The organism is Microbacterium xylanilyticum (genome assembly GCF_054654695.1).
In genome coordinates this window covers 294,382-312,504 of sequence record NZ_BAAIEN010000002.1, presented here as the reverse complement: position 1 = coordinate 312,504, position 18,123 = coordinate 294,382, and the positions used below count along the sequence as shown (strand labels likewise).

The window sequence follows — 18,123 nt, the reverse complement described above, 5'->3', positions numbered from 1 at the left end:
GGGGACCGTAAGAGTGTAAACCGGGACCCTGAATGCGGCGATGGGGAGTACTCCCCATCCATCCTTCGATCGATTTCGCGCCCGGGAGCCCGGATCCGCGCCTTCCGCATAGGCGCGAGACGTACCCTCGGAGCATGTTCCTCGACCCCGTGCTGCAGCGCGTCGAGCCGCTGCTGCTGCGCGTCGACCGCATCGCCGGCGGCCGCAACGCGCACGAGAAGATCGTCGAATCCGACCGCGATCACGTCCGCACCGTGCGCGCGTTCCGCTGGGTGTTCTGGCTGCTCGCACTCGAACTCCTCATCGGTGTCGCCGCGGTCGTCGTCGCCGTGGTGATCGCCGTGCAGGCGCGTTCGATCGCCGCCGTGCCGTTCTCCGTGTGGATGCGGGCGCTCATCGTCCTTGCCATGACGATGACGCTCTTCTACTTCGCCTGGCGTGCGGCGCTCGGCTGGCGCTGGGCGTATCAGCGGCTGCGGCTGTTCGCGCAGATCTTCCCGGTGATCACGCTCGTGATGGCCGCGATCCCGGGCCTGTACCCCGCATGGATGGTGACGGAGCAGATCGTGTTCAGCCTGATCATGATCGGCGTCGCCGACTTCCTCACCAGCGACCACATGCGCCAGGCGTTCCGGAAGCCGGACCCGGATCCCGCGCCCGCCGGCTGACCCGCACCCCTCCCGCCGAACCGGCCTATCCCGCCCGCCAGCACCCTGCGACGTGATCGTCGACCATGCCCGCGGACTGCATGAGCGCGTACATCGTGGTCGGGCCGACGAACCGTAACCCGCGCTTGCGCAGCGCCCTGCTCATGGCTTCGGACTCCGGAGTGACCGCGGGGACCTCCGCCATCGACCGCGGACGGGCCGCGGGCGCCGACGGTGCGAACGACCACATGAGCGCGTCGAGCTCGCCGTCGGCCATCTCGCGCACCAACGCGGCGTTGCCGATGGTCGCCTCGATCTTCGCCCGATTGCGGATGATGCCCGGATCCGCCATCAGCCGCGCGATGTCGTCGTCGCCGAACTCCGCCACGATCTCCGGATCGAAACCGGCGAACACCTCCCGGAACCGCGGGCGCTTGCGCAGGATCGTGATCCAGCTGAGCCCGGCCTGGAAGCCCTCCAGCGACAGCTTCTCGAACAGCGCCCGGTCGCCGTGCAGCGGACGCCCCCACTCCTCGTCGTGGTAGCGCCGGTACTCGGGGTCGTCCCCTGCCCAGGCGCAGCGCGGACGGTCGTCGGCAGCGAGGGTCGTCATGGGTCCAGGCTAGGGGCGGGCGCCGACACGGGGCGCCGAACCGGTCCCTGAGCGAGGAGCGCAGCGACGTCCTTCGTCTCGCTGCGCTCGCTCAGGAACCGGGAACGGGTGCTCGCTCAGGAACCGGCATTGCGCGGGCTCAGAGCTGGCGCGCCTTTTTCAGGGCCTTCTCGTCGACCGGAGCCTGGCCGGAGGCCTTGAGGTCGGCGTAGTAGGCGCGCGCCTCGTCCTGGCGGACCTGTTCCGCGCCCGAGGCGAGAGGTGCGCGCACGTGCTCGGGCTCGTAGCCGAACGCGTTCACGAGGTCGACGGCGTGCGGGCGCAAGCGCGCGCAGAGCCGGTCGATGTAGCGAGAGACCGAGGCCGCGCGCTGGGCGGAGAGGCGGCCGTTGATGAGATACCAGGCGAGGTGCTTCTCGATGAGCTGAAGGCCGAACAGGTCCCGCAGCCAGGTGAGCACCGTCTTGCTGTCCTCGTCCGCGACGCGGCCCACGGCGTCGGTGAACGCCTCCCACTGGAGCAGCTCGCCGTGCGCACGTGCCGCCTCGATGAGCTCGGCCTGGTTCTCGTTGAAGAGCTTCTCGCCGAGCACCTTGTCCTTGCCTGCCGCGCGCAAGCGGCCCGCGATGTCGGCGACCATCTGCTGCACCCGGTCGGTGAGCAGCTCGTGCTGCTGCTCGGCGCGCAGTCCGTTCTCGACGGAGCGGGCGGTGGATCCGAGATCCGCGACCGCCTGCCCGAACTGGCGCAGCCCCGCGCCGTGGAAGACCTTGCCCGCGGTCTGCCCGACGGCGTACCGCGCCAGCGTCTTGGCGTCGGCACCCTGGAACTGCTTCGCGAAGTCGGTCAGCAGGCGCTTGCCGACCAGCTGCAGCAGGACGTTGTTGTCGCCCTCGAAGGTCACGTAGATGTCGAGGTCCTGACGGAGGCCCACGAAGCGGTTCTCGAACATGAACCCCGCGCCGCCGCACGCCTCACGGCACTCCTGCAGCGTGTCGAGGGCGTGCCAGGTCGACAGCGGCTTGAGGGCGGCCGCCAGCGTCTCCAGGTCCTCGCGGTCGTCCGGGGTGTCGGTGCGGCCGGAGAAGACGCCGTCGAACTTCTGCAGGAACTCGTCGTGCGCGAACAGCTGCGCGTACGTGGTCGCCAGCCTCGGCAGCAGTCGGCGCTGGTGCTTGCCGTAGTCGAGCAGCGTGGTCTCCTCGCCGCTGACGCCGTTGAACTGGCGGCGCTGGGTGGCGTAGGTGATCGCGATGTACAGGCCCAGGGCGGACGCCCACGACGAGGCTCCGTCGAGCGAGACGCGGCCCTGCACCAGGGTTCCGAGCATGGTGAAGAAGCGACGGCCGGGGCTGTCGATCGCACTCGTGTACGTGCCGTCGGGGGCGACGTCGCCGTAGCGGTTCAGCAGGTTGGTGCGCGGGATCCGCACGTGGTCGAAGCTCAGCCGGCCGTTGTCGATGCCGTTCAGGCCGCCCTTGAGGCCGTCGTCCTCGCGGCCGATGCCGGGAAGGTCCACGCCGTCCTCGCCGCGCAGCGGCACGTAGAAGCAGTGCACGCCGTGGTTCACGCCGTTGGTGATCAGCTGCGCGAACACCGTCGCCGCCACCCCGTGCAGCGCCGCGTTGCCGAGGTACTCCTTGGTCGCCGCGCGGAACGGCGTGTTGATGACGAACTCCTCGGTCTCCGGGTCGTACGTCGCCGTGGTGCCGATCGAGGCGACGTCGGAGCCGTGCCCGATCTCGGTCATCGCGAAGGCGCCGGGGATCTCCAGGCTCATGATGCCGGGCAGCCACTTGTCGTGGTGCTCCGCGGTGCCGAGCTGCAGCACGGCGGATCCGAAGAGCCCCCACTGCACGCCCGACTTGATCTGCAGGCTCGGGTCGGCGACGACGAGCTCCTCGAACCCGGCGATGTTGCCGCCGTTGTTCTCCTCGCCGCCGAGGCGCTTCGGGAACGCGCGGTGCACGGCGTTGTTCTCGACGAGCAAGTGCAGCTGCGTCAGCACGCGCTCGCGGTGCTCGTCCTTGCCGAGCGAGTCGTCGCGCCAGAACGCCGGGTCCTTGATCATCTCGCGCGCCTCGCGGCGGGTGTCGGCCCAGGTACCGAGCAGCAGGTCGCCGACGGCATCGACGTCGATGCGCGGCGTGGTGTCGTCCTGGGCGGTTTTCGCGGTGGTCCGAAGGGCGGCGTCGACCATGAGGATCCTCTCGTGAGGTTTCTGGGATGCGTTCATGGTAGGTCGCGGACAACGCATGACGAAGGCGGCTGTAGGACTCGTCCAACTCGCCGCGCCTCCGAGGCCGCGCCGGATTGTGCCGAAGCCACAGCAGGGCCTCTGGCAGCCGCGAGCACCCTCAGCGGATCAGCCGGTACCCCTGCACCGGATCGAAGCCGTGGATCTCCCGGGTGTCCAGCGCGGCCATGAAGTCGAGCACCTCCGCGGTGACGATCTGGCCGGGCACGAGCACGGGGAACCCCGGCGGGTAGGGCGTCACGAAGCCGGCCGAGACCGGGCGCTCCCCGGCCGCGACCCGCTCCCGCAGCGCCCCGGGCGTCGCGTACTCGATCCGGGGCCGCCGCTGCCCGTCGTAGAACGCCGCACGCAGATCGCCGTCGGGAAGCCCGGATCCGGCGGCATACGCGGGAGCGAAGGCGCTGAAATCGGGCAGCGGCGGCATGGCGGGCCCGTCCTCGAGCGGAGGGCGCTCCCCGGACGCCCGCTCGCGCTCGAAGCGCTGCGCCAGCTTGACCAGCACCTCGACGAGGTAGGCGATCGCGCTGCGCGAGGTGCCGATGTTCGTCATGAACAGCACCGTGTTGCGGCTGGTCTTGTTGACCTGGATCCCGTAGTGGTCCATCAGGTGCGTGTGCTTGAACGTGTCGCCGTCGACGCCCGTGCCCGAGATCTCGATCGTGATGCGGCTGGGATCGATCACGAACTCGTCCTGCGCCCAGGCGCGCCACATCTCGGCGAACCCGTCGCGCAGCGGCATCGGCCGCCGGGTGCGCCGGTACTCCTGCGGGATCAGGTCGCGCGCGGTGAGCACGCGGAACGTGCGCCGCCGCAGCGGGTGCCGCGCGACCGATCGGGCCAGGCTCGTCGCCAGGTCGAGCTGGCGCTGCACGAGCTCGTACCCTTCGAGCTCCACCTGACGCCGGCCCAGGTCGAGCGAGGCGAGGATCTGGTAGTTCGGCGACGTGGAGGTGTGCGTCATGAACGCCTCGTGGAAGGCGTACTCGGCCTCGACCGCCCAGTCCTGGTCGTAGACGTGGATCATGGATCCCTGCCGCAGCGCGGTGAGCGTCTTGTGGGTGGACTGGGTGGCGTAGACCCGGATCCGCGCGTCCGGCGGCGGGATCAGCTGCTCGCCGATCCAGGCGGCGTCGTCGCGGGGCTCACCGGTCTCCGGGTCGACGAGGCGCTCCTGCTGCGCGCGGTAGGCCGCCGCATGCTCGGCGGAGCGCAGCCGCTCCTGGAGGCGCTTCGCCGCGGCCATCGCCGTGCGCTGACGGGTGACCGGGTGGAACGCGGCGAACGCGAACCACGCCTCATCCCAGAGGAACACCAGGTCGGGCTTGATCGCCAGGCACTCGGCCATCACCCGGGCCGGGTCGTAGACGATGCCGTCGAAGGTGCAGTTGGTGAGGGTGACCAGCTTCACCTCATGCAGCCGCCCCGCGGCCCGGTAGTCGAGCAGCACCTGCTTTATGCGGTCGATCGGCACGGCGCCGTAGAACGCGAAGTCGTTCAGCGGATAGGCCTCGAGGTACGCGGTGCGCCCGCCCGTGAGCATGAGCGCATGGTGGTGCGACTTGTGGCAGTTGCGGTCGACGAGCACGACGTCGCCGGGCTGGACGAGCGCCTGGTGCACGATCTTGTTCGCGGTCGAGGTGCCGTTGGTGACGAGGAACGTGCGCTGCGCGCCGAACGCGCGCGCCGCGAGATCCTGCGCCTTCTTGATCGCGCCGGTCGGGGCGAGCAGCGAGTCGAGCCCGCCGGAGGTGGCGGAGGTCTCGGCCAGGAGCAGGTTCATGCCGTAGAAGTCGGCGAGATCCCGGATCCATCTCGAGCTGACCACGGATCCGCCGCGTCCCACCGGGAGCGCGTGGAAGACGCCGACGGGGCGGCGGGCGTGGTTCTGGATGGCGGCGAAGAACGGCGCGTCGTAGAGGTGCGATACGCGCCGCAGCAGGGACAGGTGCAGCTCGAGCTGGTCTTCGCGCCGGAACACGCGGCGGAAGCGGTGGGTGAGGGCACCCGCGAGGTCCTCGATGTGCGCGCCGGCGACGAGGTACAGGTCGACCTCGGGGCGCAGTGCGTGCAGGGTGTCGGCGAGGCGGAGCACCCGCTGCACCGAGGGGATCGCGCTGCGCGCCGCCGCGGGCGCGGCGGCGGCCTGGTCGTGGGCGAGCTCGATCGTGGCGCGCAGGTCGGGGCTCAGCGGCTGCCGGCTGCGGTCGCTGTAGCCGGGGCGCACGATGCAGGCGAGGATGTGGGGGTTCGTCAGCAGCGCGGCGATCGCGTCGTCAGCGGAGGGCACGATCACGAGGTCGTAGATGAAGTCGTCGGCGTCGGTGCGCAGCCGCCGCATCTCGGCGTGGATCGCATCGCGGTCCGACTCGGTGGTCTCGTCGATCCAGAGCACCTCGAAGCGCGTGCGCGGATCCCGGTCGTCCTGCTGCTCCGCGAGCTCGACGTCGTCGACGGTCGTCTCGGTCGTCCCCGGCACCGAGCTGCCCCGGAGGCGGTGCACCACCCGGCCGATGCGATCGAGGGCGCCGGCGGGGTCGCCGTGCTCGATGAGTTCGCCGATGCGGCCCACGAAGCGCTGCCCGAAGCCGGCCCAGTACAGCTCGATCGACTCGAGCGCACGGAGGTTGCGGCGGATCTCCTCGGCGTTGGCGACGGCGTCGCGCGCCTCGCCCTCGAGTGCGAGCCGCTTCACGGCGAAGCGCAGGAACTCCCAGGCGTCGGCGCGCAGCCGCCAGGTGCTGACGGGCATGCCGGGGTCGGGTTCGAGCGGCCTGTCGGCGATGCGGATCATCGTCGGCACCCCATCGTGCTGCTCATCGCCGGGCTCCTTCCGTCGGTCCACCGGGCCGCTCGTGCGCCGTCGGTCGGGCGCCGCCAATGATGCTCGGCCACGGGCCGACTGGAGTGCGGCGACCCGTCGCGATCGGCACCGATCACGGCATATCCTGCGGGCAGGATCCGTCGGACCGGCCCTGCGGGTCTCCTATCGTGCCACCCGGGTGCGCCCGGCGGGACCCCGAGTCAGGCCTCGCGTCTGGGATTCCAGACCGCCGCCCGTTCGTGGGCCCGCGACGCACAAGGAAGCGGTGGTCAGCCCGCCGCGGCGATGACCTCGAGCACGGCCTCGCCGTAGGCCTCGCGCTTGCGCTCGCCGATGCCGCTGATGCCGACGAGGTCCTCCGCGCGGGCCGGCCGGTGCTCCGCGAGGGCGCGGAGCGTGGCGTCGCCGAACACGACGTACGCGGGCACGCCCTGCTCGCGGGCGGTCTGCGCACGCCAGGCGCGCAGAGCCTCGAACAGCTCCCGGTCGCCCTCGGCGAGCGCCTCCGCGGCGCTCCGCTTGGCCATGCGCGTGCCGGCCGCGCCCGCCCTGGCCACCACGTCGTGACGCAGCTTGACCGGGGTGGTGCCGGCGAGCACCCCGCCGCTGGCCTCGCTCACAGCGAGGGTGCCGTACTCGCCCTGCGCCTGCATGAGGCCCTGCGCGAGCAGCTGCCGCACGACCGAGCGCCACTGAGCATCGGTGAGGTCGGATCCGATCCCGTAGGTGGCGAGCTCGTCATGACGGAACTTGCGGATCTTCTCGGTGGATGCGCCGCGCAGGATGTCGATGAGATGCCCGGCGCCGAAGGACTGGCGCCGCTCGCGCTGCAGTCGCACGATCGTGGAGAGCAGCTTCTGCGCCGGGATCAGCCCGTCCCAGCTGTCCGGCGGGGTGAGGCAGGTGTCGCAGTTGCCGCACGGCTCCGAGGACTGCCCGAAGTAGCCGAGCAGGTTCTGGCGGCGGCAGTCGACGGTCTCGCACAGCGCCAGCATCGCGTCGAGGTGCTGGTTCTGCCGCTGCTTGATGCCGCGGTCGCCGTCGGACTGCTGGATGAACCGGCGCTGCTGCACGACGTCGCCGAGCCCGTAGGCCATCCACGCCACGGACGGCTCGCCGTCCCGGCCGGCGCGCCCGGTCTCCTGGTAGTACCCCTCCACGGACTTGGGCAGGTCGACGTGCGCGACGAAGCGCACGTCGGGCTTGTCGATGCCCATGCCGAACGCGATCGTGGCGACGACGATCACGCCGTCCTCGCGGAGGAAGCGGGACTGATGCGCGGCGCGCGTGGCGGCGTCGAGCCCCGCGTGGTACGGGATGGCGTCGAGCCCCTGCGCCTGCAGATACTCGGCGATCTGCTCGACCGAGGAGCGGCTGAGCGCGTAGACGATGCCGGCGGATCCGGCGGGCTGGCTGCGGATGAACGCGACGAGCTGCTTGCGGACGTCGACCTTGGGATCGATCCGGTACTGGATGTTCGGCCGGTCGAAGCTCGTGACGAAGTGCTTCGCCTCGGGCAGGTGCAGCCGCTCGGTGATCTCGCGGTGCGTCTCGCGGGTTGCGGTCGCGGTGAGTGCGATGCGCGGGACACCCGGGAAGCGCTCCGCGAGGCCGCCGAGCGCGAGATAGTCAGGGCGGAAGTCGTGGCCCCACTGCGACACGCAGTGCGCCTCGTCGATGGCGATGACGCTCAGTGTTCCGCGCTGCAGCAGCGTCAGCGTCTGCGCGTTGGAGAGGCGCTCCGGGGCGACGTAGATGAGATCGAGCTCGCCGGCGAGGTACGCCTGCTCGACCTCCGCGCGATCGGATGCGGTCTGCGTGGAGTTGAGGTAGGCGGCGCGCACGCCGTTGGCGCGCAGGGCGTCGACCTGGTCGTGCATGAGGGCGATCAGCGGGCTGACCACGAGCCCGGTGCCCTCGCGCACGAGCGCGGGGACCTGATAGCAGAGGCTCTTGCCGCCACCCGTGGGCATGAGCACGACCGCGTCGCCGCCGCTGACGACCTGGTCGATGATCGCTGCCTGGTCACCGCGGAACGCGTCGTAGCCGTAGACCGTCCGCAGCGCCTCCAGGGGCGTCGCGAACCGGCTCGGGGCGGGAGCGGCGGGTCGGGCCGTCGCGGCGCGCGGCGGTGCGGCGGTCGCGGTGCGCGAACGAGAGGGAGCCGCCGGTGCCGGGAAGCTGCCCTGCGGCACGGCACCCGGGGAACCGAGCCACTCGCCCTCCTCAGGAGGGGGCGCCGCGTCCCACGGTTCGTCGGGATACGGCACGTCGGCGTAGGGATCGTCGAGCGGCGCATCGGACCACGGCAGATCCGCATAGGGGTCTCGCGGATCGTTCTGGGGCATGCCTCCAGCGTAACGAGCGGCGCCGACACCGCGGGCCGCCGTCCACAGCGCGCCCGAAGGCTGAAGAGACCGCGAAGGCGACCGGATGCCGCCCTGCACCCCACCGGCGGGCATAGGTTGGACGCGAACCGCCACACCCGCACGAAGGAGCGTCATGCCTGAGACCGCTGTGACCCTGAACGAGTCCGAGTCCCGGTACGAGATCAGCGTGGACGGCGCGCTCGCCGGGTTCGCGGAGTTCCAGCGCCGCCCCGGAACGATTCTGTTCATCCACACCGAAGTGGATCCGGCCTTCCAGGGCCAGGGCCTCGCGTCGCAGCTCGCTGCAGGGGCCCTCGCCGACGCCGTCGCGAGCGGCGACACGATCGTGCCGTACTGCCCCTACATCAACCGGTACCTGCGCACCCACGAGGTGCCGGGCGCGAAGGTGCGATTCCCGGCGGCGACGCCCGAGGAGTCGGAATGACTCTGCACGGGCCGCGCGCGGCCGTGCTGGAGGCGCGCGAGGTGCCGCTCGGCGGCGTGCGCGCGATGAACGTGATGCGCGTGCTGCCGAGCAAGGACGTGCCGACCATCGGCGCGTGGTGCTTCCTCGACCGGTTCGGCCCCGCCGAGGTGCGCATGCGCGTGGAACCGCACCCGCACATCGGCCTGCAGACCGTGACCTGGCCGCTCGTCGGCGAGATCCGCCACCGCGACACGATCTCCAGCGACGTCGTGCTGAGGCGCGGACAGCTCAACCTGATGACCGCCGGCAACGGCATCGCTCACTCCGAGTACTCGGTGGGCGAGGATGCGGTCCCCCTCGACGCGCTGCAGCTGTGGGTGGTGCTGCCCGACGGCGCGGCGACCGGCGCGCCGGGCTTCGAGCAGCACCTGGCGCTGCCCGGGCTGGCGCTGCCTGCCGAGGAGGGATCGGATGCCGATGTGACGGTGGTGATGGGGTCGTACGCCGGCGTCGAATCCCCCGCGACCGCGTACACGCCGATCCTCGGGGCGGAGATCCGCCTCGAACCCGGGACACGGGTCCCGCTCCCTCTCGATCCGGCCTGGGAGCACGGCCTGCTTCTCGTCACCGGCGACGCCGCGGTCACCGGATCCGAACTGGCCTCGACCGCCCTGTCCGCCGACGACATCCTGTTCCTCGGCGACTCGCGCGAGGCGGTGACCGTCACCAGCGGAGGCGGCGCCCTGCTCTTCCTGCTCGGCGGCGAACCCTTCGAGCAGGACCTGGTGATGTGGTGGAACTTCGCCGCGCGCACCCACGAGGAGATCGCCCAGGCCCGCGAGGACTGGGAGGCGGGATCCGATCGGTTCGGCCACGTCGTCGGTCACGGCGAGGAGCGGGTGCCCGCGCCGCCGATCCCGCCGGTGCGCCTGATGCCCAGGCGTCGGCGCATCTGAGCGGGCGGATGCCGGGCCCCGCACGAACGGCATCGGCTGCCCTTCCGAACCGCCTCGAACCGCCTCCGGGCGCGCGGGGCGCCGAAGGCGGTTCGATCCGGTTCGGACCGGAGACGAGTTCATGACAGCCCGTCCGGTCAGCTGATCTTCTTCCGGTAGATGGCGATCGCAGCGGCGTACGCGACGATCAGGATCCCGACCATCCAGGCGAGCGCGATCCAGATGCTCGAGCCCACGGGCGTGCCGGCGAACAGGGCGCGGATCGTGTTCACGATCGAGGTGACCGGCTGGTACTCGGCGAACCAGGCCACGGGTCCCGGCATCGAGGACGTCGGAACGAAGGCCGAGCTGATGAACGGCAGGAAGATCAGCGGGTAGCTGAAGGCGCTCGCGCCGTCCACGGTCTTGGCGCTGAGCCCCGCGATCACCGCGAGCCAGGTCAGGGACAGGGTGAACAGGATCAGGATCCCTGCCACAGCGAGCCAGGCCCCGAACGAGGCGCCGGTGCGGAAACCCATCGCGAACGCGACGCCCACGACGATCGCGACCGAGACGATGTTCGCGACGACCGAGGTGAGCACATGCGCCCACAGCACGCTGGAACGCGCGATCGGCATCGACTGGAACCGCTCGAAGATCCCGCCCTGCAGATCGAGGAACAGCCGGTACGACAGGTACGCGATGCCCGAGGCGATCGTGATGAGCAGGATCCCGGGGAGCATGTAGTCGATGTACGACTGGTCGGATCCGGTGTGGATCGCCCCGCCGAGCACGTAGACGAACAGCAGCATGAGGGCGATCGGGGTCACCGCGGTGGTGATGATCGTGTCCGGGCTGCGCAGGATGTGCTTGAGCGATCGGCCCGTCAGGGTGCCGGTGTCGCTGAGGACGTGACTGGTCATTTCGATGCCTCCTTCTCGGCTGCGGCGCGTGTCGCCGTCGCTCATCGGCCGCGGACGGGCCGACGAGGGCGAGGAAGACCTCCTCGAGGGTGGGCTGCTTCTCGACGTACTCGACCGTCGTCTGCGGCAGCAGCTTCTTCAGTTCGGCGAGGGTGCCGTTCTGGATGATGGTGCCCTGGTGCAGGATCGCGATCCGGTCGGCCAGCTGCTCCGCCTCGTCGAGGTACTGCGTGGTGAGCAGCACCGTGGTCCCGCCGTTCGCGAGCTCCTTCACGGTGTCCCAGACCTCGATCCGCGCCTGCGGGTCGAGACCGCTGGTCGGCTCGTCGAGGAAGATGATCGGCGGGTTGCCGATCAGGCTCATCGCGATGTCGAGCCGACGGCGCATGCCACCCGAGTACGTGCCCGCGCGGCGCCCTCCGGCGTCGGTGAGCGAGAAGCGGGCGAGCAGGTCGTCGGCGACGGCGCCGGGATCCTTCAGGTGACGCAGCTTCGCGACGAGCACGAGGTTCTCCCGTCCTGTGAGCACTTCGTCGACGGCGGCGAACTGCCCGGTGAGGCTGATCGCCTCGCGGACGTCGCCGGGCGCCGTCGCGACGTCGAAACCCTGGATCGTGGCGGATCCGCCGTCGGCCTTGAGCAGCGTCGACAGGATCCGCACCAGCGTCGTCTTGCCGGCGCCGTTCGAGCCGAGCAGGGCGAAGATGCTGCCCCGCTCGACGTCGAAGTCCACGCCGCGCAGGACCTGCAGGTCCTTGAACGCCTTGGTGACGCCCTGCACGCGGATCGCGGGGGCGAGGGTGGTGGTCATGGTCACTTCTCCTTTCCTGCGGCCTTGTCGATGGCCGTGGTGAAACGGCCGCGCTCCTTGTCGATCCACTCGCGCCCGGCGTACGCCTTGGCGAAGGTGTCGGCGAAGTCGACCGGATCGTCGCCGACGATGTCGCGCACCGGGGTTCCGTCGACGGCGGCGCGCTCCCAGAGGTCGGCCAGGTCGGTGTACATCCGGATCAGGGTGTCGCCGTCGGTGATCCCGCCGGCGTACATCAGGTAGCGATGCATCGCCATGGCGGCCTCGGCGTAGGGCGCCGGAAGCGCCTCCATGCGGGCCTTGTCCTGCTTGTACTGCTTCTTCTGCTCGAGGGATCCGGTGAGGGCTTCGATCCACTTGGCGGCCATGTCAGGCTCCTTCGTTCGTGTCGGTCGTGCTGCTGTCGGTGTGGCGGAGCTGTTCGATGTGCTCTGCGAGGAAGCTCCAGGTCCTCCAGAACTCGGCGAGCTGATCCCGCCCCTGGCTGTTGAGGGAGAACATCTTGCGCGGCGGGCCCTTCTCGGAGGGCACCTTCTCCACGTCCACGAGGCCCCTCTGCTCGATGCGGACCAGCAGCGCGTAGACGGTTCCCTCCGCGATGTCGGCGAAGCCTCCGTCCCGCAGCCGCGTGGTGATCTCGTATCCGTACGCCGACCGCTCGGCCAGGATCGCCAGGACGATCCCTTCGAGAGTGCCCTTGAGCATCTCGGTCATCTGATTCGCCATCGCGATCACCACCTTCTACTCAGTGTTGTTGACTACCGGTAGACAGTAACACTGAGTACCGGTACATAGCAACACTGAATAGCAAGAAATCTTCCCGGCGATCCGGACGCAGCAGAACGCCCCCGGATCCATGGATCCGAGGGCGTTGCAGGTCAGAGCGCGAGATGTGTCCGGAGCGCGGCTCACACCCAGTCGTCCGCGTGCAGCTGGCGCGCGCCGCGGTCGTGCAGGAGGAACTGCGCACGCAGGGGCAAGCCGAGAGACGCTGCCTCACGTCGCATGGCCCGTGCCCATGACCGGACGTCGTCGTCCTCGCCGCCCACGGCGTCGCCGCCGAGCCGCTCCCACACGAGCACGACCGCGGCGTTGCCGGTGAGCTCTCGGAGCAGCGCCATCCGGTGCATGAGGAGCTGCGCCTGGCGCACCTCGCCGAGGTCCTCCACGGTCACCGTCTCCAGCGGTTCGCTCGGGTAGTCAGCCATGGGCATGATGGGCTCGCCGAGCTTTCCCCGGCCGTCGATGAAGAGCAGCCAGAGCTGCCGCCGGTTCGCGCGCTGGAGCAGGAGCTCCACCGCATCGCGGAGGTCGTCGTCATCGGTGAGCACGTGGTCACGCAGAGTCTCGGAGTCCATGGGGCCAGCCTGACGCCGGCGCATGCGCGACGGGACCGGTTCACGTGTTCCGTGCGGAACTCGGTTCAGCACCCGCCTGCGGAGGACGAACGCCCCCGGATCCGTGGATCCGGGGGCGTTCGAGAAGCGAGGCGAGCGGTCAGCGCTTGCCGGCGATCTGGCGCGAGACGATGTCGCGCATGATCTCGTTCGTGCCGCCGTAGATGCGGTGCACCCTGGCGTCGAGGAAGGCGCGCGCGATCGGGTACTCGGTGATGTAGCCGTAGCCGCCGTGCAGCTGGACGCCGGCGTCGAGCACCTCCCACTCGCGCTCGGTGGCCCAGAACTTGATCTTCGCGGCTTCCTCCGCGGACAGCTTCTTGTCCTTGTACGCCAGCAGCGCCCGGTCGACGTAGGCCCAGAGCGCGTCGACGGTCGCGGACATGTCGGCGATCGTGAAGCGCGTGTTCTGGAAGTCGATGATCCGCTCGCCGAAGGCCTCGCGGTCCTTGGTGTAGGCGACCGTCCAGTCGTAGCCGGCCTGCGCGGCCGCCGCGGCGGCGACGGCGATCGAGAGGCGCTCGAGCGGCAGGTTCATCATGAGCTGCACGAAGCCCATGCCCTCGCTGCCGCCGATGAGATTCTCCTCGGGCACGAACACGTCGGTGAAGCTGAGCTCCGCGGTGTCATGCCCTTGGAAGCCCATCTTGTGCAGCTTCTTGCCGTGGTCGAAGCCCTCCATGCCGTTCTCGATCAGCACCAGACTGAACGCGTCGGGACGGTTGCCCTCGCCCGTCTTCACGAAGGTGACCACGAGGTCGGCGGTCTTGCCGGAGGAGATGAAGGTCTTCGCACCGTTGACGAGGTAGCCGCCGTCGACCTTCTTGGCGGTGGTCTTGATGCCGCGCAGATCGGATCCCGCGCCGGGCTCCGTCATCGCGAGCGCGCCGATGACTTCGCCCGTCGCCATCCGCGGCAGCCACTTCGCCTTCTGCTCCTGAGTGCCCATGTGCACGAGGTAGGGGACGGCGAGGTCGTCCTGGATCCCGAATGCCCCCGCGAGGGATCCGGCGCCGGCGGCGATGACCTCCTCCATCACGACCGTGCGGAAGCGGTAGTCCTGCAGCATGCCGGCCCCGCCGAACTCCTCCGGCACCGAGAGGCCGATGAGACCGGCCTCTCCCGCGGCGAGCATGGTCGCGCGGTCGATCTCGCCCTCCGCGTTCCAGCGCTCGATGGCCTCGTTCGTGACGTAGCGGCCGATGAAGTCCTTGACGAGGCCGCGGAAGGCCTCGTGATCCTCGTCGTAGATGTCGCGTTCCATCGCGCTCCTCCAGATCGTGTGTGCGTCTTCGCACTCGTGATCCTATGCGGGATCCTGCGGATCCCGGCCTCCATTGTGGGAATGCATCCCACAGCAGGTGAGACTCCGTGTCACGGTTTGTGCGATCGTGCCATACCCGCGCCGAGGGCCCCTCCGGCCGAGCTCAGCCGGGATAGGCGGGCGCGGGCGGGAGCCCGAAGAACTGCTCGAGGGTGCTGTAGCCGCCGTCGTGATACGCGGTCGCGAGCGGCACGCCGATGTAGCGCAGGTGCCACGGCTCGGCGTCGTAGCCCGTCACCTCCGTCTGGCCCGGCGTGTAGCGGACGATGAAGCCGTACTGCCAGCCGTTCTGCGCGACCCAGGCGCCGGCGGCGGTGCCGCCGAACGAGTCGATGTCGCCGCACCCGCCCGCACAGGAGACGACGTCGGCGGCGAGGCCGGTCTGATGCTCGCTGTGGCCGGGGCGGGCGGAGAGCGCGTCGCCCTGCGCCTGCCCGTACTCGGCGATCTGGCCGGAGTACGTCTGCACCTGCGTGTCGTAGGAGCGGTAGCCGCTCGCCAGGGCGATCGGACCCACGCCCGCGGCATCGGCTGCCGCGGACAGGCGATCCAGGGCCTGCGCCGCGTCGGCGCGCAGGGCTCCGGCGCCGTCCACCGTGAGTCCGGGCTCGCCGAACGGCGACGGCGCGAACGTCACCGGATTCAGCGGGCGTGCCTTGTTCACCACGACCCAGTCCCGGCGCGGGTCGGCCAGGTCGATGCACGGCGCGCTGCCCGCCGTCACGGCGGTGCGGAACGCGGCGCCCCCGCCGAACGCATCGATCACGGCATCGTCGCCGCCCGCTGCGAGGGCCTGCTGCACGGCCGGCTGCGCGCACGGGTCCGCGGCCGCCACGGCGCGCAGGCGCACCGCGGGCAGGCTCGTGGCCGCTGCGGGCATCGCGACTCCAGGGTCCGCCATGGCCGGAGCCTTCGCCCCCGCGCCGCCGGGTCCGTGCTGCGCCGAGCCGTCGGCGAGGGACCAGAGCGCGCCGATCAGCGCGACAGCCAATCCGATCGTGATGGACAGCAGAAGCACCACGCGCGGATGCATGCCGCGAGCGCGCGCCGGGTGCCTCGGGAATGCCACCGTCCCATTCTCACCGCAGGACCTGAAGATCGGCCACCTTCGAACTTTCGACCGATTGAGGCTTGACCCACTCTCGTTCTTATGTTCGAATTTCTCCATGCGATGGCAGGGACAGAGGATCGACGACACAGACGATCAGGCGCTGCCGGGCATGGAGAACCGCACGGGCTTCCTGCGCACCGTGACGACGCCGGAGTTCGCCGGGATGACGTTCCACGAGGTGCTCGCGAAGTCGGCGCTGAACCACGTGCCCGGCCCGTCGAAGATGCCGTTCTCCTGGACGATCAACCCCTACCGCGGCTGCAGCCATGCGTGCGTGTACTGCGTCTCCCCCGACACGCTGATCCTGTGCGGAGACGGCAGGCAGCGGCCCATCCGCGACCTTCGGGTCGGTGACGAGATCTATGGCACGCGGGTCGATGGCGCGTTTCGGCGGTACGTGCGCACACGGATCCAGGCGAAATGGTCGACACGGAAACAGGCCTTCCGGGTGACTCTGGCCGACGGCACCGAGCTCATCGCCAGCGGCGATCACCGATTCCTGACAGGTCGTGGATGGAAGCACGTCGCCGATGCTGAGACGGGCCAGCGCCCGCATCTCACGACGAACAACCGGCTGATGGGCTTCGGCGCTGCCGCTCTCGATGCCTCTGATGTCCGCGATATCGCCGGAAGGGCTGTCAAGACCGTTTCTGACCTCCGAGTGGTCTCCATCGAGCCGTTGGAAGGCGAGCACGACCTGATCGATGTCACCACTGGAACCGGTGACTTCATCGCCAACGGTGTGATCAGCCACAATTGCTTCGCCCGGGGCACGCACACCTACCTCGACCTCGACGCCGGACGGGACTTCGACTCGCAGATCGTCGTCAAGGTGAACGTGGTCGAGACGCTCGAGAAGGAGCTGCGTCACGGATCCTGGCGGCACGAGACCGTCGCGCTCGGGACGAACACGGATCCCTACCAGCGCGCCGAGGGCCGGTACCGGCTGATGCCGGGGATCATCCGCGCACTCGCCGACTCCGGCACGCCGTTCTCCGTCCTAACGAAGGGCACGTTGATCCGTCGCGACATCCCGGTGCTCGTCGAGGCCGCCGCGCACGTGCCCGTCGACGTGCAGCTGTCGATCGCGATGTTCGACGAGACGCTGCGGGAGGCGATCGAGCACGGCGCCCCGTCGACGCAGGCGAGGCTCGACACGGTGCGGGCGCTCAGCGACGCCGGATTCCGCGTGGGCGTGTTCCTGATGCCGATCCTGCCGCACCTGACCGACTCCGTGAACGCGATCGACGGCGCCCTGCGCCGCATCAAGGAGGCGGGCGCCGACCATGTCGTGTACGGAGCGCTGCACCTGCGCGCGGGGGTGAAGCCGTGGTTCTTCCAGTGGCTCTCGCAGCACCGGCCCGATCTGCTGTCGTCGTATCGGGCGCTGTACCCCGACGCGGCCGCCGAGGCGCCCAAGGACTACCGCCAGTGGCTCGGGCGCCGCGTCAAGCCGCTGATCCGGATGCACGGACTGGAGGCGCTGCACTCCGACGACCGCCCGGCCCGGGCACGCAGAACGGCCCCGGACCGCGCCGTGCGCACCCCGGAGCCGTCAGCGACCCTGTTCTGAGAGCGGACCTGCCGCTCAGTACCAGTTGGTCGCCTGCGAGTGGCCCCACGCGGAGCAGGGGGTGCCGTAGACGCTGGAGATGTAACCGAGCCCCCAGCGGACCTGGGTGACGGCGTTGGTCTCCCAGTCGTCGCCGGCGCTGGCCATCTTGCCGCCGGGCAGCGCCTGCGGGATGCCGGTCGCGCCGGACGGGTTGTAGGCCTGGTAGTCCCAGCCGGACTCCTTGTTCCACAGCGAGTTCAGGCACTGGAACTGGTCGTCGCCCCATCCGTACTCGCTGGCCATGATCTGCTGGGCCGCAGCACGGGCGCCGTCCGGGGTGTTCGCAGCGGCCTGCGCCTCGGCGGCGGCCTGCGCGGCAGCGGCGGCCTGGGCGGCGGCCGCGTCGGCGGCCCGCTTCGCGGCGACGGCGTTGTTCAGGTTCGCCCGCACCTCGGCGACCTGCGACTCGATCTTCTCGGAGTAGTCGGTTACCGCGACGGCGAGCGCTGTGTGGGCGGCGCCCTTGTCAGACGCCGCGTCGGACAACACCTCGTGCGCCGAGCGCAGGCCGGTCACGTCGACGAGCTTGCGCGCCTGGCCCAGGTCCAGGCCGGAGGCCTTCACGTCGGCGTTGACCGCGGCCGCGTCGGTCAGCGCGGTCTTGGCGGTGTCGAGCGCAGCGCGCACCTGGACCTGCTGGTTGTACGCGGTGACGTCGTCGACCTGTCCGGCCGAGGGAGCAGCCGCCGCGACGGCGGGGGCGACGAGCACGGCAGCGCCGACGGCGAGCGCGCCGAGAACGGCGGTAGCCCCGACGATGGTGGCGGCCTTGCGGCGGGCAGAGCGGAAGAACGGGTTTCTCGACATGACGAAGTAACGATCCTTGAAGTCCTCGGCGCCACTCGGGTAGTGACGTCAACACCCTTGACCGGG

The 18,123-nt window shown here is 70.1% G+C and carries 15 protein-coding genes and 1 pseudogene; 4 read left to right on the top strand and 12 right to left on the bottom strand.

Going from position 1 to position 18,123, the window contains the following annotated elements; all coding sequences use genetic code 11:
- Window positions 1-134 precede the first annotated feature (134 nt).
- A complete protein-coding gene (locus ACYQ1L_RS01975) occupies window positions 135-668 on the top strand; it encodes a hypothetical protein (RefSeq protein WP_460002590.1) in 534 nt (177 codons plus the stop codon).
- Between the two features lie 25 nt (window positions 669-693).
- On the opposite strand, the gene ACYQ1L_RS01970 is transcribed toward ACYQ1L_RS01975, so the two are convergent.
- From ACYQ1L_RS01970 to recQ, 4 genes are all read right to left on the bottom strand, one after another.
- Entirely contained in the window at window positions 694-1,260 is a 567-nt protein-coding gene (locus ACYQ1L_RS01970; protein WP_460002589.1) for a DNA-3-methyladenine glycosylase I, read from the bottom strand.
- A 139-nt stretch (window positions 1,261-1,399) separates the two neighbouring features.
- Window positions 1,400-3,460 carry an acyl-CoA dehydrogenase family protein gene (locus ACYQ1L_RS01965; RefSeq protein WP_460002587.1) on the bottom strand — a complete coding sequence of 687 codons (2,061 nt, stop codon included), beginning with the start codon at window positions 3,458-3,460 and terminating at the stop codon, window positions 1,400-1,402.
- A 157-nt stretch (window positions 3,461-3,617) separates the two neighbouring features.
- A complete protein-coding gene (locus tag ACYQ1L_RS01960) occupies window positions 3,618-6,308 on the bottom strand; it encodes an aminotransferase class I/II-fold pyridoxal phosphate-dependent enzyme (protein WP_460005744.1) in 2,691 nt (896 codons plus the stop codon).
- Window positions 6,309-6,607: 299 nt separating this feature from the next.
- Window positions 6,608-8,686, bottom strand: coding sequence for a DNA helicase RecQ (gene recQ / locus ACYQ1L_RS01955; protein WP_460002586.1), 2,079 nt, complete (start codon window positions 8,684-8,686; stop codon window positions 6,608-6,610).
- Between the two features lie 154 nt (window positions 8,687-8,840).
- Here recQ and ACYQ1L_RS01950 point away from each other — a divergent pair, with 154 nt between their 5' ends.
- Together ACYQ1L_RS01950 and ACYQ1L_RS01945 are read left to right on the top strand one after the other, a co-directional pair.
- Window positions 8,841-9,152 carry a GNAT family N-acetyltransferase gene (locus ACYQ1L_RS01950; RefSeq protein WP_460002585.1) on the top strand — a complete coding sequence of 104 codons (312 nt, stop codon included), beginning with the start codon at window positions 8,841-8,843 and terminating at the stop codon, window positions 9,150-9,152.
- The gene (locus tag ACYQ1L_RS01945) at window positions 9,149-10,090 is read left to right on the top strand and encodes a pirin family protein (protein WP_460002584.1); all 942 of its coding nucleotides are present in this window, start codon (window positions 9,149-9,151) and stop codon (window positions 10,088-10,090) included. Before ACYQ1L_RS01950 ends, ACYQ1L_RS01945 begins: the two co-directional genes overlap by 4 nt.
- Window positions 10,091-10,227: 137 nt before the next feature.
- Here ACYQ1L_RS01945 and ACYQ1L_RS01940 read toward each other — a convergent pair whose 3' ends face one another.
- The 7 genes and pseudogenes from ACYQ1L_RS01940 to ACYQ1L_RS01910 form a co-directional block, all read right to left on the bottom strand.
- Entirely contained in the window at window positions 10,228-10,992 is a 765-nt protein-coding gene (locus ACYQ1L_RS01940) for an ABC transporter permease (RefSeq protein WP_460002583.1), read from the bottom strand.
- A 43-nt stretch (window positions 10,993-11,035) separates the two neighbouring features.
- Window positions 11,036-11,803: pseudogene (locus tag ACYQ1L_RS01935) on the bottom strand (ABC transporter ATP-binding protein); the annotation flags it as partial.
- A gap of 2 nt (window positions 11,804-11,805) precedes the next feature.
- The gene (locus ACYQ1L_RS01930) at window positions 11,806-12,171 is read right to left on the bottom strand and encodes a DUF1048 domain-containing protein (RefSeq protein WP_460002581.1); all 366 of its coding nucleotides are present in this window, start codon (window positions 12,169-12,171) and stop codon (window positions 11,806-11,808) included.
- 1 nt (window position 12,172) lies between these two features.
- On the bottom strand, window positions 12,173-12,529 hold the full coding sequence (locus tag ACYQ1L_RS01925; RefSeq protein ID WP_460002579.1) for a PadR family transcriptional regulator: 357 nt from the start codon (window positions 12,527-12,529) through the stop codon (window positions 12,173-12,175).
- A gap of 182 nt (window positions 12,530-12,711) precedes the next feature.
- Window positions 12,712-13,161, bottom strand: a complete 450-nt coding sequence (locus ACYQ1L_RS01920) for a hypothetical protein (protein ID WP_460002578.1) — start codon at window positions 13,159-13,161, stop codon at window positions 12,712-12,714.
- Window positions 13,162-13,300: 139 nt separating this feature from the next.
- Window positions 13,301-14,464 (bottom strand): acyl-CoA dehydrogenase family protein, encoded by a 1,164-nt coding sequence (locus ACYQ1L_RS01915; protein ID WP_460002577.1) that lies wholly within the window; start codon window positions 14,462-14,464, stop codon window positions 13,301-13,303.
- Window positions 14,465-14,627: 163 nt separating this feature from the next.
- Window positions 14,628-15,593 (bottom strand): M15 family metallopeptidase, encoded by a 966-nt coding sequence (locus ACYQ1L_RS01910; RefSeq protein WP_460002575.1) that lies wholly within the window; start codon window positions 15,591-15,593, stop codon window positions 14,628-14,630.
- Here ACYQ1L_RS01910 and ACYQ1L_RS01905 point away from each other — a divergent pair.
- Entirely contained in the window at window positions 15,526-17,208 is a 1,683-nt protein-coding gene (locus tag ACYQ1L_RS01905; protein WP_460002573.1) for an Rv2578c family radical SAM protein, read from the top strand. The genes ACYQ1L_RS01910 and ACYQ1L_RS01905 overlap by 68 nt on opposite strands.
- Before the next feature lie 15 nt (window positions 17,209-17,223).
- On the opposite strand, the gene ACYQ1L_RS01900 is transcribed toward ACYQ1L_RS01905, so the two are convergent.
- On the bottom strand, window positions 17,224-18,057 hold the full coding sequence (locus ACYQ1L_RS01900; RefSeq protein ID WP_460002571.1) for an aggregation-promoting factor C-terminal-like domain-containing protein: 834 nt from the start codon (window positions 18,055-18,057) through the stop codon (window positions 17,224-17,226).
- Between the last annotated feature and the right edge of the window lie 66 nt (window positions 18,058-18,123).

Excerpts from the sequence above, each read along its gene's own strand:
- ACYQ1L_RS01900 (WP_460002571.1), bottom strand. The coding sequence starts at position 18,057 with ATGTCGAGAAACCCGTTCTTCCGCTCTGCCCGCCGCAAGGCCGCCACC.
- ACYQ1L_RS01950 (WP_460002585.1), top strand. The coding sequence starts at position 8,841 with ATGCCTGAGACCGCTGTGACCCTGAACGAGTCCGAGTCCCGGTACGAG.
- ACYQ1L_RS01920 (WP_460002578.1), bottom strand. The coding sequence starts at position 13,161 with ATGGACTCCGAGACTCTGCGTGACCACGTGCTCACCGATGACGACGAC.
- ACYQ1L_RS01975 (WP_460002590.1), top strand. The coding sequence starts at position 135 with ATGTTCCTCGACCCCGTGCTGCAGCGCGTCGAGCCGCTGCTGCTGCGC.
- ACYQ1L_RS01940 (WP_460002583.1), bottom strand. The coding sequence starts at position 10,992 with ATGACCAGTCACGTCCTCAGCGACACCGGCACCCTGACGGGCCGATCG.
- ACYQ1L_RS01945 (WP_460002584.1), top strand. The coding sequence starts at position 9,149 with ATGACTCTGCACGGGCCGCGCGCGGCCGTGCTGGAGGCGCGCGAGGTG.
- ACYQ1L_RS01930 (WP_460002581.1), bottom strand. The coding sequence starts at position 12,171 with ATGGCCGCCAAGTGGATCGAAGCCCTCACCGGATCCCTCGAGCAGAAG.
- ACYQ1L_RS01965 (WP_460002587.1), bottom strand. The coding sequence starts at position 3,460 with ATGGTCGACGCCGCCCTTCGGACCACCGCGAAAACCGCCCAGGACGAC.
- ACYQ1L_RS01925 (WP_460002579.1), bottom strand. The coding sequence starts at position 12,529 with ATGGCGAATCAGATGACCGAGATGCTCAAGGGCACTCTCGAAGGGATC.
- ACYQ1L_RS01960 (WP_460005744.1), bottom strand. The coding sequence starts at position 6,308 with ATGATCCGCATCGCCGACAGGCCGCTCGAACCCGACCCCGGCATGCCC.
- ACYQ1L_RS01905 (WP_460002573.1), top strand. The coding sequence starts at position 15,526 with ATGGACAGCAGAAGCACCACGCGCGGATGCATGCCGCGAGCGCGCGCC.
- ACYQ1L_RS01915 (WP_460002577.1), bottom strand. The coding sequence starts at position 14,464 with ATGGAACGCGACATCTACGACGAGGATCACGAGGCCTTCCGCGGCCTC.
- ACYQ1L_RS01970 (WP_460002589.1), bottom strand. The coding sequence starts at position 1,260 with ATGACGACCCTCGCTGCCGACGACCGTCCGCGCTGCGCCTGGGCAGGG.
- recQ (WP_460002586.1), bottom strand. The coding sequence starts at position 8,686 with ATGCCCCAGAACGATCCGCGAGACCCCTATGCGGATCTGCCGTGGTCC.